The sequence below is a fragment of the Gordonia alkanivorans genome (assembly GCF_004011905.1).
GTDB lineage: Bacteria > Actinomycetota > Actinomycetes > Mycobacteriales > Mycobacteriaceae > Gordonia > Gordonia alkanivorans.
This window is the reverse complement of the sequence record NZ_CP027114.1, coordinates 2,499,812-2,520,541: the sequence shown is the minus strand read 5'-3', so window position 1 is coordinate 2,520,541 and position 20,730 is coordinate 2,499,812. Positions and strand designations below refer to the sequence as shown.

At 68.2% G+C, this 20,730-nt stretch carries 17 protein-coding genes; 7 read left to right on the top strand and 10 right to left on the bottom strand.

Annotation, left to right across the window (positions count from 1 at the left end; translation table 11 throughout):
• The first annotated feature begins 23 nt into the window (after positions 1–23).
• Positions 24–1,253, top strand: a complete 1,230-nt coding sequence (locus tag C5O27_RS11340; RefSeq protein ID WP_006359379.1) for an MFS transporter — start codon at positions 24–26, stop codon at positions 1,251–1,253.
• A gap of 94 nt (positions 1,254–1,347) precedes the next feature.
• Here the strand turns inward: C5O27_RS11340 and C5O27_RS11335 are convergent, their stop codons facing one another.
• The gene (locus tag C5O27_RS11335) at positions 1,348–2,358 is read right to left on the bottom strand and encodes a 3-isopropylmalate dehydrogenase (RefSeq protein ID WP_006359380.1); all 1,011 of its coding nucleotides are present in this window, start codon (positions 2,356–2,358) and stop codon (positions 1,348–1,350) included.
• Positions 2,355–3,950: a phosphoglycerate dehydrogenase gene (gene serA, locus C5O27_RS11330; RefSeq protein ID WP_127962739.1), complete on the bottom strand. Its 1,596-nt coding sequence runs from the start codon at positions 3,948–3,950 to the stop codon at positions 2,355–2,357. The genes C5O27_RS11335 and serA overlap by 4 nt, the downstream gene beginning before the upstream one ends.
• Before the next feature lie 332 nt (positions 3,951–4,282).
• Here serA and C5O27_RS11325 point away from each other — a divergent pair, with 332 nt between their 5' ends.
• On the top strand, positions 4,283–4,948 hold the full coding sequence (locus C5O27_RS11325; protein ID WP_005199379.1) for a S1 family peptidase: 666 nt from the start codon (positions 4,283–4,285) through the stop codon (positions 4,946–4,948).
• 162 nt (positions 4,949–5,110) lie between these two features.
• Here the strand turns inward: C5O27_RS11325 and ilvC are convergent, their stop codons facing one another.
• The 3 genes from ilvC to C5O27_RS11310 form a co-directional block, all read right to left on the bottom strand.
• On the bottom strand, positions 5,111–6,124 hold the full coding sequence (gene ilvC / locus C5O27_RS11320) for a ketol-acid reductoisomerase (protein WP_039880683.1): 1,014 nt from the start codon (positions 6,122–6,124) through the stop codon (positions 5,111–5,113).
• A 95-nt stretch (positions 6,125–6,219) separates the two neighbouring features.
• Positions 6,220–6,723: an acetolactate synthase small subunit gene (gene ilvN / locus C5O27_RS11315; RefSeq protein ID WP_005199381.1), complete on the bottom strand. Its 504-nt coding sequence runs from the start codon at positions 6,721–6,723 to the stop codon at positions 6,220–6,222.
• On the bottom strand, positions 6,720–8,699 hold the full coding sequence (locus tag C5O27_RS11310; RefSeq protein WP_127962738.1) for an acetolactate synthase large subunit: 1,980 nt from the start codon (positions 8,697–8,699) through the stop codon (positions 6,720–6,722). Before C5O27_RS11310 ends, ilvN begins: the two co-directional genes overlap by 4 nt.
• Positions 8,700–9,033: 334 nt before the next feature.
• Between C5O27_RS11310 and C5O27_RS11305 the strand changes: the two genes are divergently transcribed.
• From C5O27_RS11305 to ilvD, 3 genes are all read left to right on the top strand, one after another.
• Positions 9,034–9,480, top strand: a complete 447-nt coding sequence (locus C5O27_RS11305; protein ID WP_006359384.1) for a PH domain-containing protein — start codon at positions 9,034–9,036, stop codon at positions 9,478–9,480.
• Positions 9,481–9,559: 79 nt separating this feature from the next.
• Entirely contained in the window at positions 9,560–10,903 is a 1,344-nt protein-coding gene (gene mgtE, locus C5O27_RS11300) for a magnesium transporter (protein ID WP_035751250.1), read from the top strand.
• A 277-nt stretch (positions 10,904–11,180) separates the two neighbouring features.
• Positions 11,181–13,025: a dihydroxy-acid dehydratase gene (gene ilvD / locus C5O27_RS11295; protein WP_006359387.1), complete on the top strand. Its 1,845-nt coding sequence runs from the start codon at positions 11,181–11,183 to the stop codon at positions 13,023–13,025.
• Positions 13,026–13,098: 73 nt separating this feature from the next.
• On the opposite strand, the gene C5O27_RS11290 is transcribed toward ilvD, so the two are convergent.
• Positions 13,099–14,304, bottom strand: a complete 1,206-nt coding sequence (locus tag C5O27_RS11290; RefSeq protein WP_244216501.1) for a DoxX family protein — start codon at positions 14,302–14,304, stop codon at positions 13,099–13,101.
• Between the two features lie 106 nt (positions 14,305–14,410).
• On the opposite strand from C5O27_RS11290, the gene C5O27_RS11285 reads away from it, so the two are divergent.
• Positions 14,411–15,514 carry a PQQ-dependent sugar dehydrogenase gene (locus C5O27_RS11285; RefSeq protein WP_127963824.1) on the top strand — a complete coding sequence of 368 codons (1,104 nt, stop codon included), beginning with the start codon at positions 14,411–14,413 and terminating at the stop codon, positions 15,512–15,514.
• Positions 15,515–15,652: 138 nt separating this feature from the next.
• On the opposite strand, the gene gatB is transcribed toward C5O27_RS11285, so the two are convergent.
• Complete coding sequence (gene gatB / locus C5O27_RS11280; RefSeq protein WP_127962737.1) at positions 15,653–17,158, bottom strand: Asp-tRNA(Asn)/Glu-tRNA(Gln) amidotransferase subunit GatB; 1,506 nt, start codon at positions 17,156–17,158, stop codon at positions 15,653–15,655.
• Between the two features lie 134 nt (positions 17,159–17,292).
• Here gatB and C5O27_RS11275 point away from each other — a divergent pair, with 134 nt between their 5' ends.
• Positions 17,293–17,520: a PspC domain-containing protein gene (locus C5O27_RS11275; RefSeq protein ID WP_006359391.1), complete on the top strand. Its 228-nt coding sequence runs from the start codon at positions 17,293–17,295 to the stop codon at positions 17,518–17,520.
• Here C5O27_RS11275 and C5O27_RS11270 read toward each other — a convergent pair.
• From C5O27_RS11270 to C5O27_RS11260, 3 genes are all read right to left on the bottom strand, one after another.
• Positions 17,517–18,551 (bottom strand): 6-phosphofructokinase, encoded by a 1,035-nt coding sequence (locus C5O27_RS11270; RefSeq protein WP_127962736.1) that lies wholly within the window; start codon positions 18,549–18,551, stop codon positions 17,517–17,519. The genes C5O27_RS11275 and C5O27_RS11270 overlap by 4 nt on opposite strands.
• 77 nt (positions 18,552–18,628) lie before the next feature.
• Complete coding sequence (locus C5O27_RS11265; protein ID WP_035751368.1) at positions 18,629–19,321, bottom strand: response regulator; 693 nt, start codon at positions 19,319–19,321, stop codon at positions 18,629–18,631.
• Positions 19,322–19,331: 10 nt separating this feature from the next.
• Complete coding sequence (locus C5O27_RS11260; RefSeq protein WP_035751367.1) at positions 19,332–20,615, bottom strand: sensor histidine kinase; 1,284 nt, start codon at positions 20,613–20,615, stop codon at positions 19,332–19,334.
• Positions 20,616–20,730 lie beyond the last annotated feature (115 nt).

Sequence of the window (20,730 nt, the reverse complement as noted above, 5' to 3'; positions counted from 1 at the left end):
AGTAGAGAGCGGGGTGAGTTCGGATGGATGACATCGGCATCATTTCCAACACCAGGAGATGGGTCATCCTCGGATGCTCACTGCTCGCCGCGCTGACGACCACCTGCGTCGTGAGCGGCGTCGCGTATCTGATACCCGCGCTGCACACCGATGCGGAGCTGACCCTCACCGCGGCGTCGACGCTCGCCGCCGTCCCCACCATCGGCCTCACGATGGCCACATTCCTGTGGGGAATTCTGCTGGACCGTTACGGCGAACGCCGGATTCTGCTGATCTCCCTGTCGATCTCGCTGGTCGGCGCCACCGGCGCGGCCGTTGCTGCGGCCACGGATGCGTCGTATGCCCTTGTGGGAGCCGCTCTCCTGGTGGGCGGCATCGGTTCCGGCGCCGCCAACGGCGCCAGCGGCCGAATCGTGGTGGGCTGGTTCCCCGCCCATCAGCGTGGCACCGCGATGGGGATTCGGCAGATGGCGCAACCTCTGGGTATCGGGGTGTGCGCGTTGACCATGCCGGTTGTCGCCGCCACCCACGGACCCGCTGCGGCACTGGCCATCCCGGCCGTGATCACCGCCGTCGGCTTGCTGGCGGTGCTGATCGGCATCAGCGACCCGTCGCGCCGGGCGACACCCAGCGGCCACGACGATGCTCCGGCGATCACTCGAAACCCCTACCGGGGCAATTCGTTCCTCGCCCGGGTTCACACCGTCAGCATGCTGCTCGTCGTACCGCAGTCGATGATGTGGACCTTCGTACCCACGTGGCTGATCGTGGCGCACGACTGGTCGCCGGCCGGCGCCGGCATCCTGATCACCGTGACACAGGTGGTCGGCGCGCTCGGCCGGATCGCCGCGGGTCGATGGTCGGACGCCTGGCTCTCCCGGATGCGCCCGATCCGGATCATCGCGGTCGCCGGCATCGCATCGATGTGCGCTCTCGCAGTGGCGGATTGGTTCGACAGCCCCGTGGCCCCCGCACTGATGGCCGTGGCGAGCGTGATCTCGGTGGCCGACAACGGCTTGGCGTTTACCGCCATCGCCGAGTTCGCCGGGCCCGACTGGAGCGGACGCGGACTCGCGGTGCAGAACACGGGCCAGTACCTGGTCACCGCCGCGACGACGCCCGTGCTGGGCGCACTGATCGCAGCGGTCGGTTTCCCGGCGGCGTTCGCGGTCACCGCGCTCGCACCGCTGGTCGCCACTCCCCTGGTCCCGCGCGACGCACAGCGCCTCGTCGAGGAGCCCGTGAGAGTTTGACCTGACCGCGACCTCAGACCTCAGCACATACGGATCAACCCACCACCCGATCGCCGGGTGGTGGGTTGATGCGTTGGTGCTGGTTCGCGGAACCTCAGGAGAGGCGTTCGCGGATGCGCTTGCCGACCTCGCTGGTGACAACCGGTCCGCTGCGCTCGGCGAGGTCGTCGGCGACAGCCTTCTCGATCCGGGCCGCGGCGTCGTTCTCGCCGAGGTGCTGGAGCAGCAGTGCCGTCGACAGGATGGCAGCGGTCGGATCGGCCTTGCCCTGGCCGGCGATGTCCGGTGCCGAACCGTGAACCGGCTCGAACATCGACGGATTCGCGCCGGTGGCATCGATGTTGCCCGACGCCGCGAGTCCGATGCCGCCACTGACGGCAGCCGCGATGTCGGTGATGATGTCGCCGAACAGGTTGTCGGTGACGATCACGTCGAAGCGGCCCGGATCGGTGACCATGTAGATGGTCGCCGCGTCCACGTGGCAGTAGTCAGTGGTGACGTCGGGGAACTCGGCACCGATTTCCTCGACCGCGCGGCTCCACAACGATCCGGCGAAGCCGAGCACGTTGGTCTTGTGGACCAGCGTCAGCTTCTTACGACGCTGCTGCGCCCGCCCGAAGGCGTTGCGCACCACGCGTTCCACGCCGAAGCGGGTGTTGACGCTGACCTCGGTCGCGACCTCGTGGGGGGTGCCGACGCGGATCGCACCGCCGTTGCCGGTGTACGGACCCTCGGTGCCCTCGCGGACGACGACGAAATCGATCTCGGGGTCGCCCGCCAGCGGCGAGGTGACACCCGGGTACCGGCGCGACGGACGCAGGTTCACGTGGTGATCGAGGGCGAAACGCATGGTGAGCAGCAAACCGCGCTCGAGGATGCCCGGCGGCACCGACGGATCGCCGATGGCGCCCAACAGGATTGCGTCGTGGCTGCGCAGCGACTCGAGGTCGTCCTCGGTGAGGAGTTCGCCGTTGCGGTGGTAGCGGCGAGCACCGAGATCGAACTCGGTGGTGCTCACCGACGGAACGACGGTCTCGAGGACGCCGAGTGCCTCCCCGATGACCTCGGGACCGATGCCGTCGCCGGCGATGATTGCGAGTTTCACGAGAGGTCCACCTGCTCGATCAGAGTGGCGCCCACGGCCGAGCCGATCGCCTCGACGACGTCGTCGGCGAGCACGCTGCTGATGCGCAGCATCATGGTCGCGCCGCCGCCCTCGGCGTCCTGGGACAGACCAGCGGCGAGGATGTCGACCCCGGCATCGCCGAGCAGGGTGCCGATCTTGCCGAGCGAGCCCGGACGATCCGCGTAGCTGACGACCAGGTTGTGGCCCTCGGCGCGGAGGTCGAAGTTGCGACCGTTGATGTTGACGATCTTCTCGACCAGGCGCGGCTCGGTGAGCGCGCCGGAGACGTTGTGAACCGAACCATCGGCGAAGACGGCCTTCACGTCGACGACGCTGCGGTGGTTGGGGCTATCCGGAGCGGTGGTCACCTCGCAGGTGACGCCGCGACTCTCGGCGACGGCCGGAGCGTTGACGAAGGTGACCGGCTCGTCGAGGACGGCCGAGAACAGACCGCGCAGCGCGGAGAGTCCGAGGACGTCGACGCTCTTGGCGGCCAGCTCACCGCGGACGTCGACGACCAGCGAGGTCGGCGGCTCCTTGCTGATGGCGCCGACGAGGACACCGGCCTTGCGGGCGACCTCGAGCCACGGGGCGACCTCTTCGTCGACCGCGCCGCCGGTGATGTTGACGGCGTCGGGCACGAAGTGACCGGCCAGGGCGAGGCGGACGCTCTTGGCGACGTCGGTGCCGGCACGGTCCTGGGCCTCGCTGGTGGAGGCGCCGAGGTGCGGGGTCACGACGACCTGCGGGAGGTCGAACAGCGGCGAGTCGGTGCAGGGCTCGGTCGCGAAGACGTCGAGGCCGGCGGCGCGGACCTGGCCGGAGTTGATGGCGTCGGCCAGTGCCTGCTCGTCGATCAGACCACCGCGGGCGGCGTTGACGATGACGACGCCCTTCTTGGTGCGGGCGAGCTGCTCGGCGCCGATGAGACCGAGGGTCTCGGGCGTCTTGGGCAGGTGCACGGTGATGAAGTCGGCGCGCTCGAGGAGCTCGTCGAGGCTGACCAGTTCGATACCGAGCTGGGCGGCACGGGCCGGCGAGACGTAGGGGTCGTACGCGATGATGTGGGTCTCGAAGGCGGCCAGACGTGCGGCGACCAGCTGACCGATGCGGCCGAGGCCGACGACGCCGACGGTCTTGTCGAAGATCTCGACGCCGTTGAAAGCCGAACGCTTCCACGTCTTCTCACGCAGGGTGGCGTCGGCGGCCGGGATCTGGCGCGACGCCGACATCAGCAGCGCGATGGCGTGCTCGGCGGCGGTGTGGATGTTGGAGGTGGGCGCGTTGACGACCATGACGCCGCGTTCGGTGGCGGCGGGGACGTCGACGTTGTCGAGACCGACACCGGCGCGCGCGATGATCTTCAGCTTCTTGCCGGCGTCGAGGACCTCGGCGTCGACAGTCGTCGCGGAACGCACGAGGATGGCGTCGGCGTCGACGACGGCCTCGAGCAGCTTGGGACGGTCCGGGCCGTCGACCCAGCGCACCTCGACACCGTCACCGAGTGCTTCCACGGTGGACGGCGCCAGCTTGTCGGCGATGAGTACGACCGGGCGGCCAGCAGAGCTCACAGTCTTTTCTCCAGGTTCGGGGCAGGTGCGATTTCTCACCTTTGGCGGGACGGAGCGTCGAGGACTCTCCGTGTCACAGCTTAAAGGTCTGGTAGATGGCCCCGAACAGGCGGTCTACCCTGGAAGTGACGCCGTGTCCGCGCGGCTGGGTAGAGTGTGACGGGGGTTACGGCGCGCTGCGGCAAGCATCACGGAAGGGTTGCAAACCGACCGCGGGTCGATCCCACGCAGGAGCGAACGCCGGAGAGTCCCGGTACGGTGTGTTTTGACCGCCTGCCGCGACCAGTTCCGGCAGGCGTTTCGGCGCATTGCGAATCAGAAGTGGAGAGCGGATGACGAAGAAGCTGACGGCACTGTTGGCGGTTTTGGCTGCGACGGTGCTCGCCGGCTGGGGAGCGGGTGTCGCGGTCGCGGCCCCGGCGAAGATCTTCCTCGGGGGCGGCTCTGGAATTCTTGTCCTCAAGGGTGGAAACTCCGCTGCAGCCTGCACCCTGACGACGATCGGCCGCTCCAAGACCGGCAAGCTCATCGGCATCACCGCGGGACACTGCGGTAACCCCGGCCAGAAGGTCTACTCGGAGACCTTCCAGGACCGCGGGCAGGCCGGCACCATCACCCATTCGTTCTCCGACCTCGACATGGCGATCATCCAGATGGACGCCTCGAAGGTCGTGCCGCTGCGCACCGTCCGCGGCGTGACGATCCGCTCGGTCGATCCCCGCCCCATCGGCTTCCCCACCATCGCGTGCAAGGAAGGTCGCACCACCGGCAACACCTGTGGCATCGCCTGGTTCTCCGAGGGTGACGTCCATCTGAGCCAGCTGTGCGTGATCGAAGGCGACTCCGGCAGCCCCGTCGTCGTCGGTGACCGCCTCGTCGGCATGGTGAACGCCTACTACTTCCTCGGCTGCTTCGGTCCGGAGACCGGCACCAACATCAAGCCGATCCTGAACCGGGTGGCCTCGGTCCCCGAGTACAAGGGATTCACGATCGCCTGATCGAACTTCCCCTCGCGACGCCCCGGGTTCACACCCGGGGCGTTGTGCATTTCCGGGACATCTTCTGCCCCGCCGCACCTCTCGTGATCCCACCCTTTTGCGCTCCGACGACGGCGGGCCCGCACCTCGAAAGGTGCGGGCCCGCGGTCAGAGCAGAGAGAGTCAGGCGGTCTCGGTGATCGGACGATCAACCCAGCTCATCAGGTCACGCAGCTTCTTGCCGGTGACCTCGATCGGGTGCTCGGCGTTCTGCTTGCGCAGGCCCTCGAGCTCCTTGTTGCCGCCCTCGACGTTGGCGACGAGGCGCTTGACGAAGGTGCCGTCCTGGATGTCCTTCAGGATGGCGCGCATGCGCTCCTTGGTGTCGGCGTCGATGACGCGCGGGCCCGAGATGTAGCCACCGAACTCGGCGGTGTCGGACACCGAATAGTTCATGCGGGCGATGCCGCCCTCGTACATGAGGTCGACGATGAGCTTCAGCTCGTGCAGCACCTCGAAGTAGGCCATCTCCGGTGCGTAACCGGCCTCGACCATGACCTCGAAGCCGGCCTTGACCAGCTCCTCGGTGCCACCGCACAGCACGGCCTGCTCACCGAAGAGGTCGGTCTCGGTCTCTTCCTTGAAGGTGGTCTTGATGATTCCGGCGCGGCCACCGCCGATTGCGCTGGCGTAGCTGAGAGCGAGAGCCTGGCCCTCACCCTTCGGGTCCTGCGCGACGGCGATGAGCGCGGGCACACCCTTGCCGTCGACGAACTGACGACGGACGAGGTGGCCGGGGCCCTTCGGGGCGACCATGGCGACGGTGACGTTCTCCGGAGCCTTGATCAGGCCGAAGTGGATGTTCAGGCCGTGACCGAAGAACAGCGCGTCGCCGTCCTTCAGGTTCGGCTCGATGTCCTCGGTGAAGATCTGTGCCTGCGAGGTGTCGGGTGCGAGGACCATGATGACGTCGGCCCAGGCGGCAGCCTCGGAAGCGGTCAGGACCTTCAGGCCCTGCTCCTCGGCCTTGGCCTTGGACTTGGAACCCTCACGCAGGCCGATGACGACGTCGACGCCCGAGTCACGCAGCGACAGCGAATGCGCATGGCCCTGGCTGCCGTAGCCGATCACCGCGACCTTGCGACCCTGGATGATCGACAGATCCGCGTCGTCGTCGTAGAACAGTTCGATGGCCACTTTGTTTCCCTTCGATTTGTGGCGCCCCTCGCGATTTTCTCTCTCGCCGAGGGACTTTTAAATTTCTCGCCGCTGTTTCCAGCGGAGTGTATAGGTCAGCGGTTGGCCGACATGCTCTTCGGTCCGCGTCCGAGCGCAACGGCGCCGGACTGGGCGATCTCACGGATGCCGTAAGGATCGAGCATCCGCAGCAAAGCCTCGAGCTTCTCCGACGTACCGGTGGCCTCGATGGTGAGCGACTCCGGCGACACGTCGATGACCTTGGCGCGGAACAGGTTCACCACTTCGATGACCTCGGTGCGCACGGTCGAGTCCGAACGGACCTTGACCATCATCAATTCGCGGGACACGGAGTTGGCCGGGTCCTGCTCGACGATCTTGATCACGTTCACCAGCTTGTTCAGCTGCTTGGTGACCTGCTCGAGTGGGAAGTCCTCGACGGAGACCATGATGGTCATCCGCGAGATCCCCTTGAGCTCGGTCGGTCCGACGGCCAGCGACTCGATGTTGAACCCGCGACGCGAGAACAATCCGGAGACGCGGGCCAGGACGCCCGGCCGGTCCTCGACCAGGACGCTGAGGGTGTGGGTGGTGCTCACTTCTGGTCCTTCTCTGCTGCGCGGTCGGCCGGAGCGTTGTCGACCTGCTGGTCGACGGTCCCGCGGGGGGCGTTCATCGTCTCGTGGATCTCGACCGGGTCCGACGCCGACTCGTCGTCGTCGAACAGCGGCCGGATGTTGCGGGCCGCCATGATCTCGTCGTTGCCGGTGCCCGCGGCGACCATCGGCCACACCTGGGCGTCCTTGCCGACGATGAAGTCGATGACGACCGGGCGGTCGTTGATCGCCCGTGCCTGCGCGATGACGTCGTCGACGTCCTCCTCACGCTCGACGCGGAAAGCGACGCAGCCCAACGCTTCCGACAGCTTCACGAAGTCCGGGATCATCCGCGAATGTGTCGCCAGGTCGGTGTTGGAGTACCGCTCCTCGTAGAAGAGGGTCTGCCACTGCCGGACCATGCCCAGGTTGCCGTTGTTGATCAGCGCGACCTTGATCGGGATGCCCTCGATCGCGCAGGTGGCCAGTTCCTGGTTTGTCATCTGGAAGCAGCCGTCGCCGTCGATGGCCCACACCTCGGTGTCGGGTGCGGCGGCCTTGGCGCCCATGGCGGCGGGCACCGCGTAGCCCATCGTGCCCAGACCACCGGAGTTGAGCCAGGTGCGCGGCTTCTCGTAGGAGATGAACTGTGCGGCCCACATCTGGTGCTGGCCGACGCCGGCGCAGTAGACCGCGTCGGGTCCGGCGGCCTTGCCCAGCGCCTGGATGACGAACTCCGGCGACATCGAACCGTCGGTCTGACGGTCGTAGCTCAGCGGGTACGTCTTCCGGATGCCGTCGAGGTAGGTCCACCACTCGGACAGGTCCGGTGTGGTGCCGGTGGTCGCCCGCTCGTCGCGCAGCGTCTCGGTCAGCTCGGCGATGACCGCCTTGCAGTCGCCGACGATCGGGACGTCGACCGGACGGTTCTTGCCGATCTCGGCCGGGTCGATGTCGGCGTGGATGACCTTGGCGTCGGGCGCGAAGGAATCGAGCTGTCCGGTCACGCGGTCGTCGAACCGGGCGCCGAGGGTGATCAGCAGATCGCTGCGCTGCAGGGCGCCGACGGCTGCCACGGTGCCGTGCATACCCGGCATGCCCAGGTGCTGGTCGTGGCTGTCGGGGAACGCGCCACGCGCCATCAGGGTCGTGACGACCGGGATGCCGGTCAGTTCGGCGAGCTCGAGCAGCTCCTCGGAGGCGTTGGCCTTGATGACGCCGCCCCCGACGTAGAGGACCGGCGCCTTGGCGGCGTTGATCAGGCGAGCCGCCTCGCGGACCTGCTTGCCGTGCGGCTTGGTGACCGGACGGTAGCCGGGCAGGTCGATCTGCGGCGGCCACGAGAACGTGGTCTGGCTCTGCAGGATGTCCTTCGGGATGTCGACGAGAACCGCACCGGGACGGCCGCTCTCGGCGATGTGGAAGGCCTCGGCGATGGTCTTCGGGATGTCGATGGCGCGGCTGACCAGGAAGTTGTGCTTCGTGATCGGCATGGTGATGCCGGAGATGTCGGCTTCCTGGAAGGCGTCGGTGCCGATCAGCGAGCGGCCGACCTGGCCGGTGATCGCCACGACCGGGACGGAGTCCATCTGCGCGTCGGCCAGCGGGGTCACCAGGTTGGTGGCACCGGGGCCCGAGGTCGCCATCATGACGCCGGCACGACCGGCGACCTGTGCGTAGCCGGTGGCGGCGTGACCGGCACCCTGCTCGTGGCGCACGAGGACGTGGCGAACCTTGGTGGAGTCCAGCAGCGGGTCGTAGACCGGCAGGACCGCGCCGCCGGGGATGCCGAAGACGACCTCGACCCCGAGCTCCTCGAGCGATCGGACCACAGACTGCGCACCGCTGACGCGCTCCGGCGCGACGGTGTGCTGACCTACCGCACGGAGGTTGCCCGCCGCGGGAGACTGCTGACGCAGTCCGGCGTTGCGCGTCGGCTCATTCCGGCCGGCGTCGGTGCGTGCTGTTGGTGCGCTCACTGCACGATCCTCATCTTGTCTGTATTTCGGTGGTGGGGTGATGTGACTACCTGACATGAAAAAACCCCCGACAGCTTCCGCTGTTCGAGGGTGGCGCGTCGATGCCGGTAGGGGTCTGCGAGGTGACCGGTCAGGCGACGCGCCAGCCGATTACTACGAGGATCCCGTTCGTCATCACGTAGATCACGGTAGGACCGTGCGTCGTTCTGAGTCAAACTCCGGACCACGCTGTCCCACATCATGGGAACGCACAGGTGGTGACGGACGTCTCACCGACTACTGCCCGGTAGACCCGACGCCGCGTTCACCGTGGCCGTGTTGGCACAATGGATGTGTGCCGACTGATTCCAGCGACCCCGCCGCCTCGACACCCGACGACTCGGCGGAGATCCCCTATCCCGTGGTCTTCCGCATCAACCGTGTCGCCTACTTCACGGTGCCGATGGTCGCGCTCGTGGTGGTCCTGCTGCTCGGCGCGTCGTACTGGTTCGCCTTCCTCTTCGTCGCCCCGGTGGCTCTGTACATGTGGATCCACCGCCTCCGCACGGTCGTCACCGAGGACGGAGTGCGCGCGGTCGGCGCCCTGTCCACGACCGAACTCCCCTGGTCCGAGATCGCCGGCCTGCAGTTCCCCAAGTGGAGCTCGGTGCGTGCGGTCCGCCCCGACGGTGAGCGGGTCAAGTTGCCCGCCATCGGTTTTCGCGATCTCCCGGTGCTGAACGTGGTCAGCAAGGGCCGCATCCCGGATCCGTTCGAGGCCGCCGCAAACCGCGACAAGTAGGCCCGACCCGTCCCCGGCGGCACAGAATCGTCGCTGCGCGAACGGCTTTGACACCGACACCAGCCGATAGGCTCGTCGGGTGACGTACGCGATGCTCGACGCGAACCAACTCGACGACCTGATCTCCGACGGTCAACTCGGAGCGGCCGCGACCGCGCTGTCCGCACTGCCCGCCGGTGACATCGCCGCGCTCCTCGACCGTCTGTCCCACCAGGCGCGGGGCGTGGCCTTCCGTCTCCTCCCGAAGGATCTCGCCGTCGAGGTCTTCGACGATCTCTCCGCGGGCTCCCAGCGTCGGCTCATCGACGATCTCGGGACGGCCGAGGTGGTGGCGGCGTTCGACCACCTCGACCCCGACGACCGTGCAGAACTCCTCGACGAACTGCCCGCCGGCGTCGCCCGCGCACTCATCCAGCAACTCACCCCCGCCGAACGCGACGTCACCGCCGTCGTGCTCGGCTACCCGCGCGGTTCGGTCGGGCGTCGGATGAGTCCCGAGTTCGTCCACGCCCGACGCGACGAGACCGCGGGTGCCGCACTCACCCGGGTCAAGGACCGCGGCCACGCCGCCGAAACGATCTACACCGTGCCGGTCCTCGACGTCGCGCGGTCCCTGTGCGGCGTCGTCAGCCTCCGCGACCTTCTCCTCGCGGAACCCGACGAACCCATCGCCGACCTGATGAGCAGGCCGATGTTCGCGCACGCCGACGACGACGCCGAGGCCACCGCCCAACGATGCGTCGACCGCGGCATTCTCGCGATGCCGGTCGTCGATCGCGACAACCGGCTGGTCGGCGTCCTCACCATCGACGACGCGGTCGAGGTCGTCGAACAGGCCCGCGACACCGACGAGGCCCGTGCCGGCGCCCGCGAGCCGCTCCGCGAGCCGTACCTCCATGCATCGATCCTGTCGATCACCCGCGCCCGCATCGTGTGGCTGTTCGTCCTCGCGGTGTCGGCGATCCTCACCGTCAACGTCCTGGAGATCTTCGAGGGCACCCTCGAGCAGAAGGTCGCCCTCGCGCTGTTCATCCCACTGCTGACCGGCATCGGCGGCAACACCGGATCGCAGGCCGCGACGACCGTGACTCGTGCCCTTGCGACCGACGACGTCACCACTCGCGACGTCGTCCGGGTCGCCGCCAAGGAGGTCCGGGTCGGGCTGACCATGGGATCGCTGCTCGGCGTCGTCGGGTTCGCCGTCGCCGCACTGGTCTACGGCGTCGACATCGGTGGGGTGATCGGGCTGACGATCGTGTCGATCTGCACGATGGCGGCGACCGTCGGCGGCGTGATGCCGCTCGTCGCGAAATCCATCCGGGTGGACCCCGCCGTCTTCTCCACCCCGTTCATCTCGACGTTCTGCGACGCGACCGGCCTGATCGTCTACTTCTCCATCGCCAAGGCGGTTCTGGGAATCTGAGGTCACCACCGGAGCACCGGGGGCACGTCCGAATCGTTTTGTTTCCGCATGTCACAGCGGAGTAGCCTGGTCTCTCGGCGACTCGCGACGCCCACCCTCAGCGTGCGACGCCGTTCAACCCAGGTCCCGGGACCACACAGCCCGAGTGAGACAAACCCCCGGGATCGCGGTGTTGACGCCAAGAGTCCGACGCGGAGAACGACTTCGGCCCAGCAGCGCCCGAAGCCGTTCGGCGACGCCGACTCTGCCCGACCCGACGATCGATATTGAGGAACCCATGCCAGCCTTGAGGTCACGCACCACCACCGTCGGCCGCGAAGCCGCCGGAGCACGCTCCCTGTGGCGCGCCACCGGTATGACCGACGACGATTTCGGCAAGCCCATCGTGGCGATCGCCAACTCGTACACGCAGTTCGTGCCGGGCCATGTGCACCTCAAGGATGTCGGCGACATCGTCGCCGACGCAGTGCGGGCCGCGGGCGGCGTCCCGCGTGAGTTCCACACCATCGCCGTCGACGACGGCATCGCGATGGGTCACGGCGGCATGCTCTACTCGCTGCCGTCCCGCGAGATCATCGCCGACTCCGTCGAATACATGGTCAACGCCCACACCGCCGACGCGCTGGTGTGCATCTCCAACTGCGACAAGATCACCCCCGGCATGCTCAATGCCGCGATGCGCCTGAACATCCCGACCGTCTTCGTGTCCGGCGGTCCGATGGAGGCCGGCAAGGCAGTCGTCGTCGACGGCGTCGCCCAGGCCCCCACCGACCTGATCACCGCGATCTCCGCCTCCGCGAACAGCGACGTGGACGAGGACGGGCTGAGCGAGGTCGAGCGGTCCGCCTGCCCGACCTGTGGCTCGTGCTCGGGCATGTTCACCGCCAACTCGATGAACTGCCTCACCGAGGCCCTTGGACTCGCCCTGCCGGGCAACGGGTCCACGCTGGCCACCCACGAGGCGCGTCGTGCGCTGTTCGAGCGCGCCGGCAAGGTCGTCATCGACGCCGCGAACCGCTGGTACCGCGAGGACGACGCATCGGTGCTGCCGCGCAGCATCGCGACCCCGACCGCCTTCCGGAACGCGATGGCGCTCGACGTCGCGATGGGCGGCTCGACCAACACCGTGCTGCACATCCTCGCCGCGGCGCAGGAGGGCGAGGTCGCCGACTTCGATCTGTCGACCATCGACGAGATCAGCCGCAACGTTCCCTGCCTGTCGAAGGTCTCCCCCAACTCCGACTACCACATGGAGGATGTCCACCGGGCCGGCGGAATCCCCGCGATCCTCGGGGAGCTCCGCCGTGCCGGACTGCTCGACGACACCACCTCGACCGTGTACAGCCCGACCCTGGCCCAGGCCCTCGACGACTGGGACATCCGCGGCGGCAAGGCGACCGACGAGGCCGTCGAACTGTTCCACGCCGCGCCGGGTGGCGTGCGCACCACGACCCCGTTCTCCACGGCCAACCGCTGGAGTTCGCTCGACACCGACGCCGCCGGCGGCTGTATCCGCGACCTCGAGCACGCGTACACCGTCGAAGGTGGGCTGTGCGTCCTGCGCGGCAACCTCGCTCCCGACGGCGCCGTGCTCAAGACCGCGGGCATCGACGAGGACCTGTGGCACTTCGAGGGTCCGGCCCGCGTGGTCGAGAGCCAGGAAGAGGCCGTTCAGGTCATCCTGTCGAAGACCATCCAGGCCGGCGAGGTGCTCGTCGTCCGCTACGAGGGCCCCGCGGGCGGGCCGGGCATGCAGGAGATGTTGCACCCGACCGCCTTCATGAAGGGCACCGGCATGGGCAAGAAGTGCGCCCTCATCACCGACGGCCGGTTCTCCGGCGGATCGTCGGGTCTGTCGGTCGGCCACATGTCGCCGGAGGCGGCGTCGGGTGGTGCGATCGGACTCGTCGAGGACGGCGATCAGATCCTCATCGACGTCAAGACCCGTCGCCTCGAGGTGCTCGTCGACGACGAGGTGCTCGCCGAGCGCCGCGCGAAGATGGAGGCCTCCGAGCGTCCGTGGCAGCCGAAGGACCGCGAGCGCACCGTCACCACCGCGCTCCGCGCCTACGCGAAGCTCGCGACCTCGGCCGACAAGGGCGCGGTCCGTCAGGTCGACTGACCACTGAACCACAGAGTGCGGGGTGCGTACCGGATGTCGGTACGCACCCCGCACTGTTGTCTGTGCGCGGAGCTCAGTTCAGCGGGTTGGTCCCGTTCGCCAGGATCCACACGGCGACGGCTGCACCGATGCCGACGATCAGCCACACGAACGACCCGACGAAGGGTCGGCGTGCCCAGCCGCGCGGGTAGTCCAGTGAGTACAGGCCCGGCCCGGTGAGGATGACCGCGGCCGCGGTGGCCGCAAGGAACAGCTCGTACTCCGCTCCCTGTGCGGCGGCGAAGAACTCGAAGCCGCCGGCCGCGGAAACCCGGTACGCCGCGGCGACGAGCATCGTGCCGAGGATGGCCGAGGCGCCGATCGGGGTGAGGAGGCCGACGATGACCATGAGCCCGCCGACCGTCTCCGCGAGTGCGCCGACGATGGCGAGGATCTGCGCATAGTCGGCGTTGAATCCGCCGTCGACGAGCATCTGCTCGAAACCGCTGAGGCGCGGCCCGTTCCACAGTCCGAACAGCTTCTGCAGTCCGTGCGCGCCGACGAAACCGCCGAGCGCGATGCGCAGCAGCAACAGGCCGAGGTCGAGGGTGCCGCGTCGGGACTTCGCGAGCGCGTCTTCGAGGTCGTCGTCGGCGACCGATTTGGTTTCGTACTCGTCCTCGGGAGTCCGGTTCCGGCGACGACCGAACAGGCTCCTGCGCTCCGGCTCCTCGTCGAGCAGGGCGGTGTCCGCGGCGCTCGAATCGGCCGGGTTCGCGCTGTAGCGGCCGGCGGTGTCGTCTTCGTCGAGGAAGTCGTAGCGAGCGGCGCCGACCGGCGGCAACGCGGGTTCGGGCCGGGTCGCGGTGTCGTCGGCGGGGATGTCGCCGGCGTCGGAACCGGCTGCCGCGCGACGCTCGAATGCGACGGTCGGTTCGACATCGGGCTCCGACGCGTGCGGGGCTTCCGGCGTGCGGGGAGTTTCCGGGGCCTTCGAGGATTCCGGGACGCGCGGGGGTACGGGGACGGGTGTGGCCGGCGGCTTGTCCGCACTCCCCTTGGTCTGTCGGGTCTCCACGTCGCCGGGGTCGATGTCGTCCAGGTCGTCGACCCGCGCATACGGTGCCGGCCGCCGCGCGTGCCGGTTGTAGAAGTCATCGCGATCGACCTCGGGCCGCGGTGCGGGGGTCGGCGGATGATCCTGGACCGGGATCTGGCCGGTCGGCTCGTCGTAGGGGCTCATCGCGGGCGGGCTCGACGTATCGGGCTCCCTGGCGCTCGGCGTGTCGCGTTCGCTCACAAGCCCGACTCTAGAGGCTCGCGGGGTGCGGTCCCCGCACCCCGGCGGGGTGAGTCGGCACACCATTACTGTGGACGCCATGTGGAAGGGGCGGCCGACAGGCCGAATGCTGGTGGCCGTTCTGGCGGTGATCGCGGTCACCGTGGGCGGCTGCGCGAACTTCACCGAACAGGACCGTCAGCGGGAGGCCGGCGCGTTCAGTCCCAACAACCGTCCGAGCGGTCAGGCCGAGCCGACGCCGCCGCCGGAGACGCCGCGGGACACCCAGCCACCGCCCACCGGTCCGTGCGTCGACCCCGACCCCGCGGTGATCGCGACCTGCCTCGCGTCGACGGGCGGGGTGATGCCCGGTGACGAGCAGGGCGAGGTCACGGTGGTCGCCGAACGCACCACCGGAAAGATCATCACCACCAAGCGTTATGGCCCCGAACGGGTCCTCGGTCAGGCACCCGTCGACGCCTCGGGCGACGGCGGACTCATCGATTTCGCCTTCTCCCCCACCTACTCCCAGGACCGTCTGATATACGCACTGATCACGACGCCGTCGGACAACCGGATCGTGCGGCTGGCCCCCGACGATGTGCCGAAGCCGATCCTGACCGGAATCCCCAAGGGCGCCACCGGGAACATGGGCTCGATGTATTTCCGCACGCCCACCGAACTCGTGGTGGCCACGGGCGACGCCGGGAACCCCGCGGCCGCCGACGACCCGTCGTCGCTGGCCGGAAAGCTGTTGCTGGTGACCTCGTTCACCTCGGGTGTCAGTCCGCGCCCGCGAATCCTGGCCTCCGGCTTCGGATCATCGGTCGCACTGTGCCCCAACGAGTCCTCCGGCACCATCTATGTCGCCGACCAGACGGCGACCGAGGACCGTGTGCAGGTCATCGAAGAGGGCGGCCCCAAGGTCCTGTGGACGTGGCCCGACAAGCCGCAGATCGCCGGATGCGGTGTCGCGGGCGGCAGCATCTTCGTCTCGACGACCCGCACCCAGCGCATCGAGGGCATCCGCGAACCCACCCTCGAGGACCCGACGATCACGCCGCCGGTCGTCGCGCTCGAGAAGCGCTACGGCGCGCTCGGCCGAATGGCGGCCCTGCCCAACGGACTCCTGCAGGTGGCCACGGTCAACAAGCAGGCCGGCAATCCGAAGCCGACCGACGACCGCGTGTTCCGCTTCCTCCCGCAGGGCGGCGGCAACGACCGGACCTGACCGGGCGCCACCGCTCCCTGAGCGCTGATGACCGGCGAACCTCATCTCGACTCGCAGACTTCGATCGAAGTCTGCCGGTGGAGCTGACGTCTGCCGGTCGTCGCTGTCGCTCCTCACGCCTCGCAGCGGAGGTGGCGTCTACGAGCAGGCGGCGAGGACGAGTTCCTTGACGCGCGCCGGGTCGGCCTGTCCGCGGGTGGCCTTCATGACGTCGCCGACGATCTTGCCTGCGGCCTGGACCTTGCCGCCGCGGATCTTCTCGGCGATGTCGGGGTTGGCGGCGAGTGCGTCGTCGACGGCCTTCTGCAGTGCGGAGTCGTCGCGGACGACCTCGAGGCCGCGGTCGGCGACGATCTGCTTCGGCTCGCCCTCACCGTCGAGCACCGCGGTGGCGACCTGCTGGGCGAGCTTGGTGGTCAGCTTGCCCTCGTCGACGAGTCCGATGATCTCGGCGACCTGCGCCGGCGTGATGGCGAGACCGTCGAGTTCGACGCCCCGCGAATTGGCCTGCTGCGCAAGGAACGACACCCACCAGCCGCGGGCGGCCTCGGGTGAGGCACCGGCGTCGACGGTCGCGATGATGAGGTCGACGGCGCCGACGTTGACCAGGTCGCGCATGACCTCGTCGGAGACACCCCACTCCTCCTGGATGCGGGCACGGCGCAGCCACGGCAGCTCGGGCAGGGTGGCGCGCAGCTCTTCGATCCACGCCGCATCCGGCTGCACCGGAGGCAGATCGGGCTCCGGGAAGTAGCGGTAGTCCTCGGCGGTCTCCTTGCGACGACCGGCCGACGTGGTGCCGTCGGTCTCGTGGAAGTGGCGGGTCTCCTGCACGATCTCGCCACCGGCCTGCAGGATCGCTGCCTGACGGCGCATCTCGTAGCGGACGGCGATCTCGACGCTCTTGAGCGAGTTGACGTTCTTGGTCTCGGTACGGGTCCCGAACTCGCTCGCGCCCTTGGCCATCAGGGACAGGTTCACGTCGCAGCGCATCGAGCCCTGGTCCATTCGCACGTCCGACACGTCGAGGGACTTGAGCAGGTCGCGCAGCGCGGTCACGTACGCGCGTGCGACCTCGGGAGCACGGTCCCCCGCACCGACGATGGGTCGGGTGACGATCTCGACGAGCGGGACGCCGGCGCGGTTGTAGTCGAGCAGCGAGTGGCTCGCACCGTGGATACGACCGGTGGCGCCGCCGATGTGCAGCGACTTGCCGGTGTCCTCCTCCATGTGTGCGCGCTCGATCTCGACGCGCCACGTGGTGCCGTCGGCGAGCAGGACATCGAGGTAGCCGTCGTATGAGGTGGGCTCGTCGTACTGCGAGATCTGGTAGTTCTTCGGCTGGTCCGGGTAGAAGTAGTTCTTCCGCGCGAACTTGCTCGACGGCCGGATCGAGCAGTTCAGTGCCAGGCCGATGCGGATCGCGGACTCGACGGCCTTGGCGTTGGCGACCGGCAGCGAACCGGGCAGGCCGATGCACACCGGGCACACCTGGGTATTGGGCTCGGCGCCGAAGTCGGTCGGGCATCCGCAGAACATCTTGGTCGCGGTACCCAGCTCGACGTGCACCTCGAGGCCCATCACCGGATCGAAAGCGGCGATGACCTCGTCGTACTCCAACAGTTCGACGGCGGCGGAAGTCATGGCTGCCAGTTTATGCGGCGATATCCCAGGGGAACGTTCAGGGTGATCACCGATGCCGGGAACGGGTCGGCGGACCTACCGTCGTAGACATCAGTTCACCGACCCACATCACCTCGATCAGCAGGGAGACCCCGATGACCACCGCACAGCCCGCTTCGTCCGCCCCGCGACTGACGCGCTCCCGTTCGAACGCCTGGCTGGGTGGCGTCTGCGGCGGCATCGCCGAACGCTGGGGATGGGACCCGACCCTGGTCCGCGTCCTGTTCGTGCTGTCGATGCTGCTCCCCGGCCCGCAGGTCCTGATCTACCTGGCACTGTGGATCGTCATTCCGCGCGAGCCGGCCGCAGTCGTGCCGGTCTAGCCGAAGATGACCCGGATCTCCTGGTACTGATCCTGCGGGACGGTCTTCAGCTCGCCGAGCGCCTCGTCGAAGGTGATCCGGTCGATCCGGGTGCCGTGGAGGGCGACCATCTGACCCCAGCCCTTCTCGGCGACCAGGTCGGCGGTCGCCATACCCATGCGGGTGGCGAGGACGCGGTCGTAGGCCGACGGCACGCCGCCGCGCTGGATGTGGCCGAGCACGGTGGCCCGCGTCTCGATGCCGGTGCGCTCCTCGATGAGCGGGGCCAGCACCTCGCCGACGCCGCCGAGCCGCGGACGGTTGAAGCCGTCGAGGCCCTTGGTGGAGTACGCCTCCGTCATCTCGGGGAGTTTGAACCCCTCGGCGACGACGACCATCGGCGAACGGCCGCGGGCCTTGACGCTGGTCACCCACGCGCAGATCTGGTCGAGACTCTCGGGGTTCTCCGGGATGAGGATCACGTGCGCACCGCCGGCGATACCCGAGTGCAGCGCGATCCAGCCGGCGTGGCGGCCCATGACCTCGAGCACCATGCATCGCTTGTGCGAGTTGCCGGTGGTGCGCAGGCGGTCGATGGCCTCGGTCGCGATCTCGACGGCGGTGTTGAACCCGAACGTGTAGTCGGTGGCGTCGATGTCGTTGTCGATGGTCTTGGGCACGCCGACGATGTTGATGCCGTCGTCGAACAGACGCTTCGACGCCGCGGCCGTGCCGTCGCCGCCGATCGCGATGACCCCGTCGACACCGAGGTTCTTGAGCACCTTCTTGATGTTGTCGGGACCACCGTCGGGTTCGGTGTAGGGCCCGAATCGGCTCGTGCCGAGAATCGTTCCGCCCTCGTGGGACAGACCGCGGACCGTCGAGCGGTTCAACTCCATGATGTCGCCGTAGACGAGACCCGCCCAGCCGTCCTTGAAGCCGACGAACTCGTGACCGTAGACGGTTTCACCCTTGAGCACCGCACCGCGGATGACGGCGTTCAGTCCGGGGCAGTCACCACCGGAGGTGAGAATGCCGAATCTCTTGGCCATGTGGTGAGACCCTCCCTCTCGAACGCGACGAACACACCCAATCTAGTGCGCGGGTGCCCTGCCCGCTGAGCACGAATTCACTTGATGCCGTTCTCGTAGGCGAATACGACCGCCTGCGCGCGGTCCCGCAGTCGCAGCTTGCCCAGGAGACTACTCACGTGGGTCTTGACGGTCTGTTCGGTGACGTAGAGGTCGGCGCCGATCTCCGCGTTCGACTTGCCGTCGGCCACCAGGTCCAGCACCTCCCGCTCCCGCGGGGTGAGGTGTTCCAGCGCCGGGTTCCGGGCGGGGCGTCGACGCCGGGCGGTCACCTCGGTGATGAGCCGCTTGGTGATCGACGGCGCGAGCAGGGCCTCACCGGCGGCGACCACCCGCACCGCACGCACGAGTTCGTCGGCCGGCGCGTCCTTGAGCAGGAACCCCGATGCGCCGATCCGCAAGGCCTCGTAGACGTAGTCGTCGATGTCGAAAGTGGTGAGCATCAGCACGCGGGTCGGCGGTTCGAGTCCCGCCGACAGGATCTGTTCGGCCGCCCAGAGTCCGTCCTTGCGTGGCATCCGCACGTCCATCAGGACGACGTCGGGCCGCGCACGCTTGCACACCTCGACCGCCTCGACGCCGTCGGCCGCGTCCCCGAGCACAGACAGGTCGGACTGAGCGGCGAGGAGGGCCGAGAAGCCTTGTCGGACCATCGCCTGGTCGTCGGCGATGACGACGGTGATCGGGCGGGAGCTGCCCTGTGCTTGTAGCGGTTCCGCGTTGATCGGCACGCCTGACACGCTACTGGTCGGAGGCCGGTGAGGGGACCTTCGGCGTCGTTACGGACCGGGCCGCGTCGGGCAGGATGCCGTCCCGTGGCGGTGTCGCCGGGATACGCGCGCGCACCGCGAACCCGCCCTCGACCGTCGGTGCCGCGAGGAGCGAACCGCCCACTGCCTGAGCACGTTCGAGCATTCCGGGGATGCCGACGCCGTTACCGCCGATCCCGAGGGGCGCCGCCGTCGGAGCCGAGTTGACCACGGCCACCTCGACCGTGCCGTGTTCCCCCGGGGTGACGCTCACCAGGGTGCGGCTGCCCGGCGCGTGCCGGGTGGCGTTGGCGAGCGACTCCTGGACGATCCGGTAGATGACGAGTGCCGCCGACTCACCGACCATCTCATCGTCGACCTCCCGGTTCAGGGTGACCTCGGAGCCGGCCCGACGGGTCTCGTCGACGAGCGACTCGACCTGCGCCAGTCCCGGATTGGGGGCCGCGACGGTCTCGGCACCCTCGATCCGCAACACCCCGAGCAGCTGCCGCACCTCGTCGAGCGAGGTCCGGGCGGCGTCGGCGATGGCGTCGAATTCGGCTGCCGCAGCGGGTGAGACGTCGTCGATCCGGTACCGCGCGGTCTGCGACATGACGACGACCATCGACATCCGGTGAGCCACCACGTCGTGCAGGTCGCGGGCGATGCGTGCACGCTCCTGCAACACTGCGGATTCCGCCTCCGCCTCCTCGGTCTGTTTCGTGCGCACGGCGAGTTGCCGTCGTGACGCCATCAGTCCGCGGAGCAGTGTCACGACCACCGCGAGCACCGAGATCCCGACGATCCACGCCGGGTGAACCGCATAGGCGACGACGAGGGAGGTCGTCAGCCACACCACCGGTATCCACCGCAGCTGGCAGCGGAGCATGACCATGAAGGTCAGCACGAGCAACTCGATGAAGTGAGTGACCTGGATGGTCAGCTCCCACCCGCTGTGCGTCGGCACGATCAAGCCGATGACCTGAGCCGAGACCACCGAGATCGCCCAGCCGACCAGTGGCGCCGACCAGGCGAGCGCGATCGGCAGTGCCGCGAACGCCGCGACAAGAGGCAGTAGGAAGACGGGCACGGCATGCGTGACGGGCAGCGTCGGCCAGGCGATCGAGTACATGATCAAGGCGACGACGAAGAAGAACCAGTTGACCCGTTTGGAGAAGTAGGCACGCACCGCGGGGTCCTGGGCGATGGGCGCGGTGGACGCCCAGTCAACGAAGTCGCCGCCGGCCGCGCGCAGATGCTTGCGTAAACCGAACATGAGGTTCACCCTAGGCCCGGTGAGGACCGGCAGTCCTCATACTTTCGGGGGAGATGCACTCGTTCCCGAGTGGTGTCCGCACTCCGGATCCCCGCCCCGACCGGTGAGCGGGAAC

Coding starts and splice junctions, on each gene's coding strand:
- C5O27_RS11340 (WP_006359379.1), top strand. CDS start 24: ATGGATGACATCGGCATCATTTCCAACACCAGGAGATGGGTCATCCTC.
- C5O27_RS11325 (WP_005199379.1), top strand. CDS start 4,283: ATGACGAAGAAGCTGACGGCACTGTTGGCGGTTTTGGCTGCGACGGTG.
- ilvD (WP_006359387.1), top strand. CDS start 11,181: ATGCCAGCCTTGAGGTCACGCACCACCACCGTCGGCCGCGAAGCCGCC.
- C5O27_RS11285 (WP_127963824.1), top strand. CDS start 14,411: ATGCTGGTGGCCGTTCTGGCGGTGATCGCGGTCACCGTGGGCGGCTGC.
- gatB (WP_127962737.1), bottom strand. CDS start 17,158: ATGACTTCCGCCGCCGTCGAACTGTTGGAGTACGACGAGGTCATCGCC.
- C5O27_RS11275 (WP_006359391.1), top strand. CDS start 17,293: ATGACCACCGCACAGCCCGCTTCGTCCGCCCCGCGACTGACGCGCTCC.
- C5O27_RS11270 (WP_127962736.1), bottom strand. CDS start 18,551: ATGGCCAAGAGATTCGGCATTCTCACCTCCGGTGGTGACTGCCCCGGA.
- C5O27_RS11260 (WP_035751367.1), bottom strand. CDS start 20,615: ATGTTCGGTTTACGCAAGCATCTGCGCGCGGCCGGCGGCGACTTCGTT.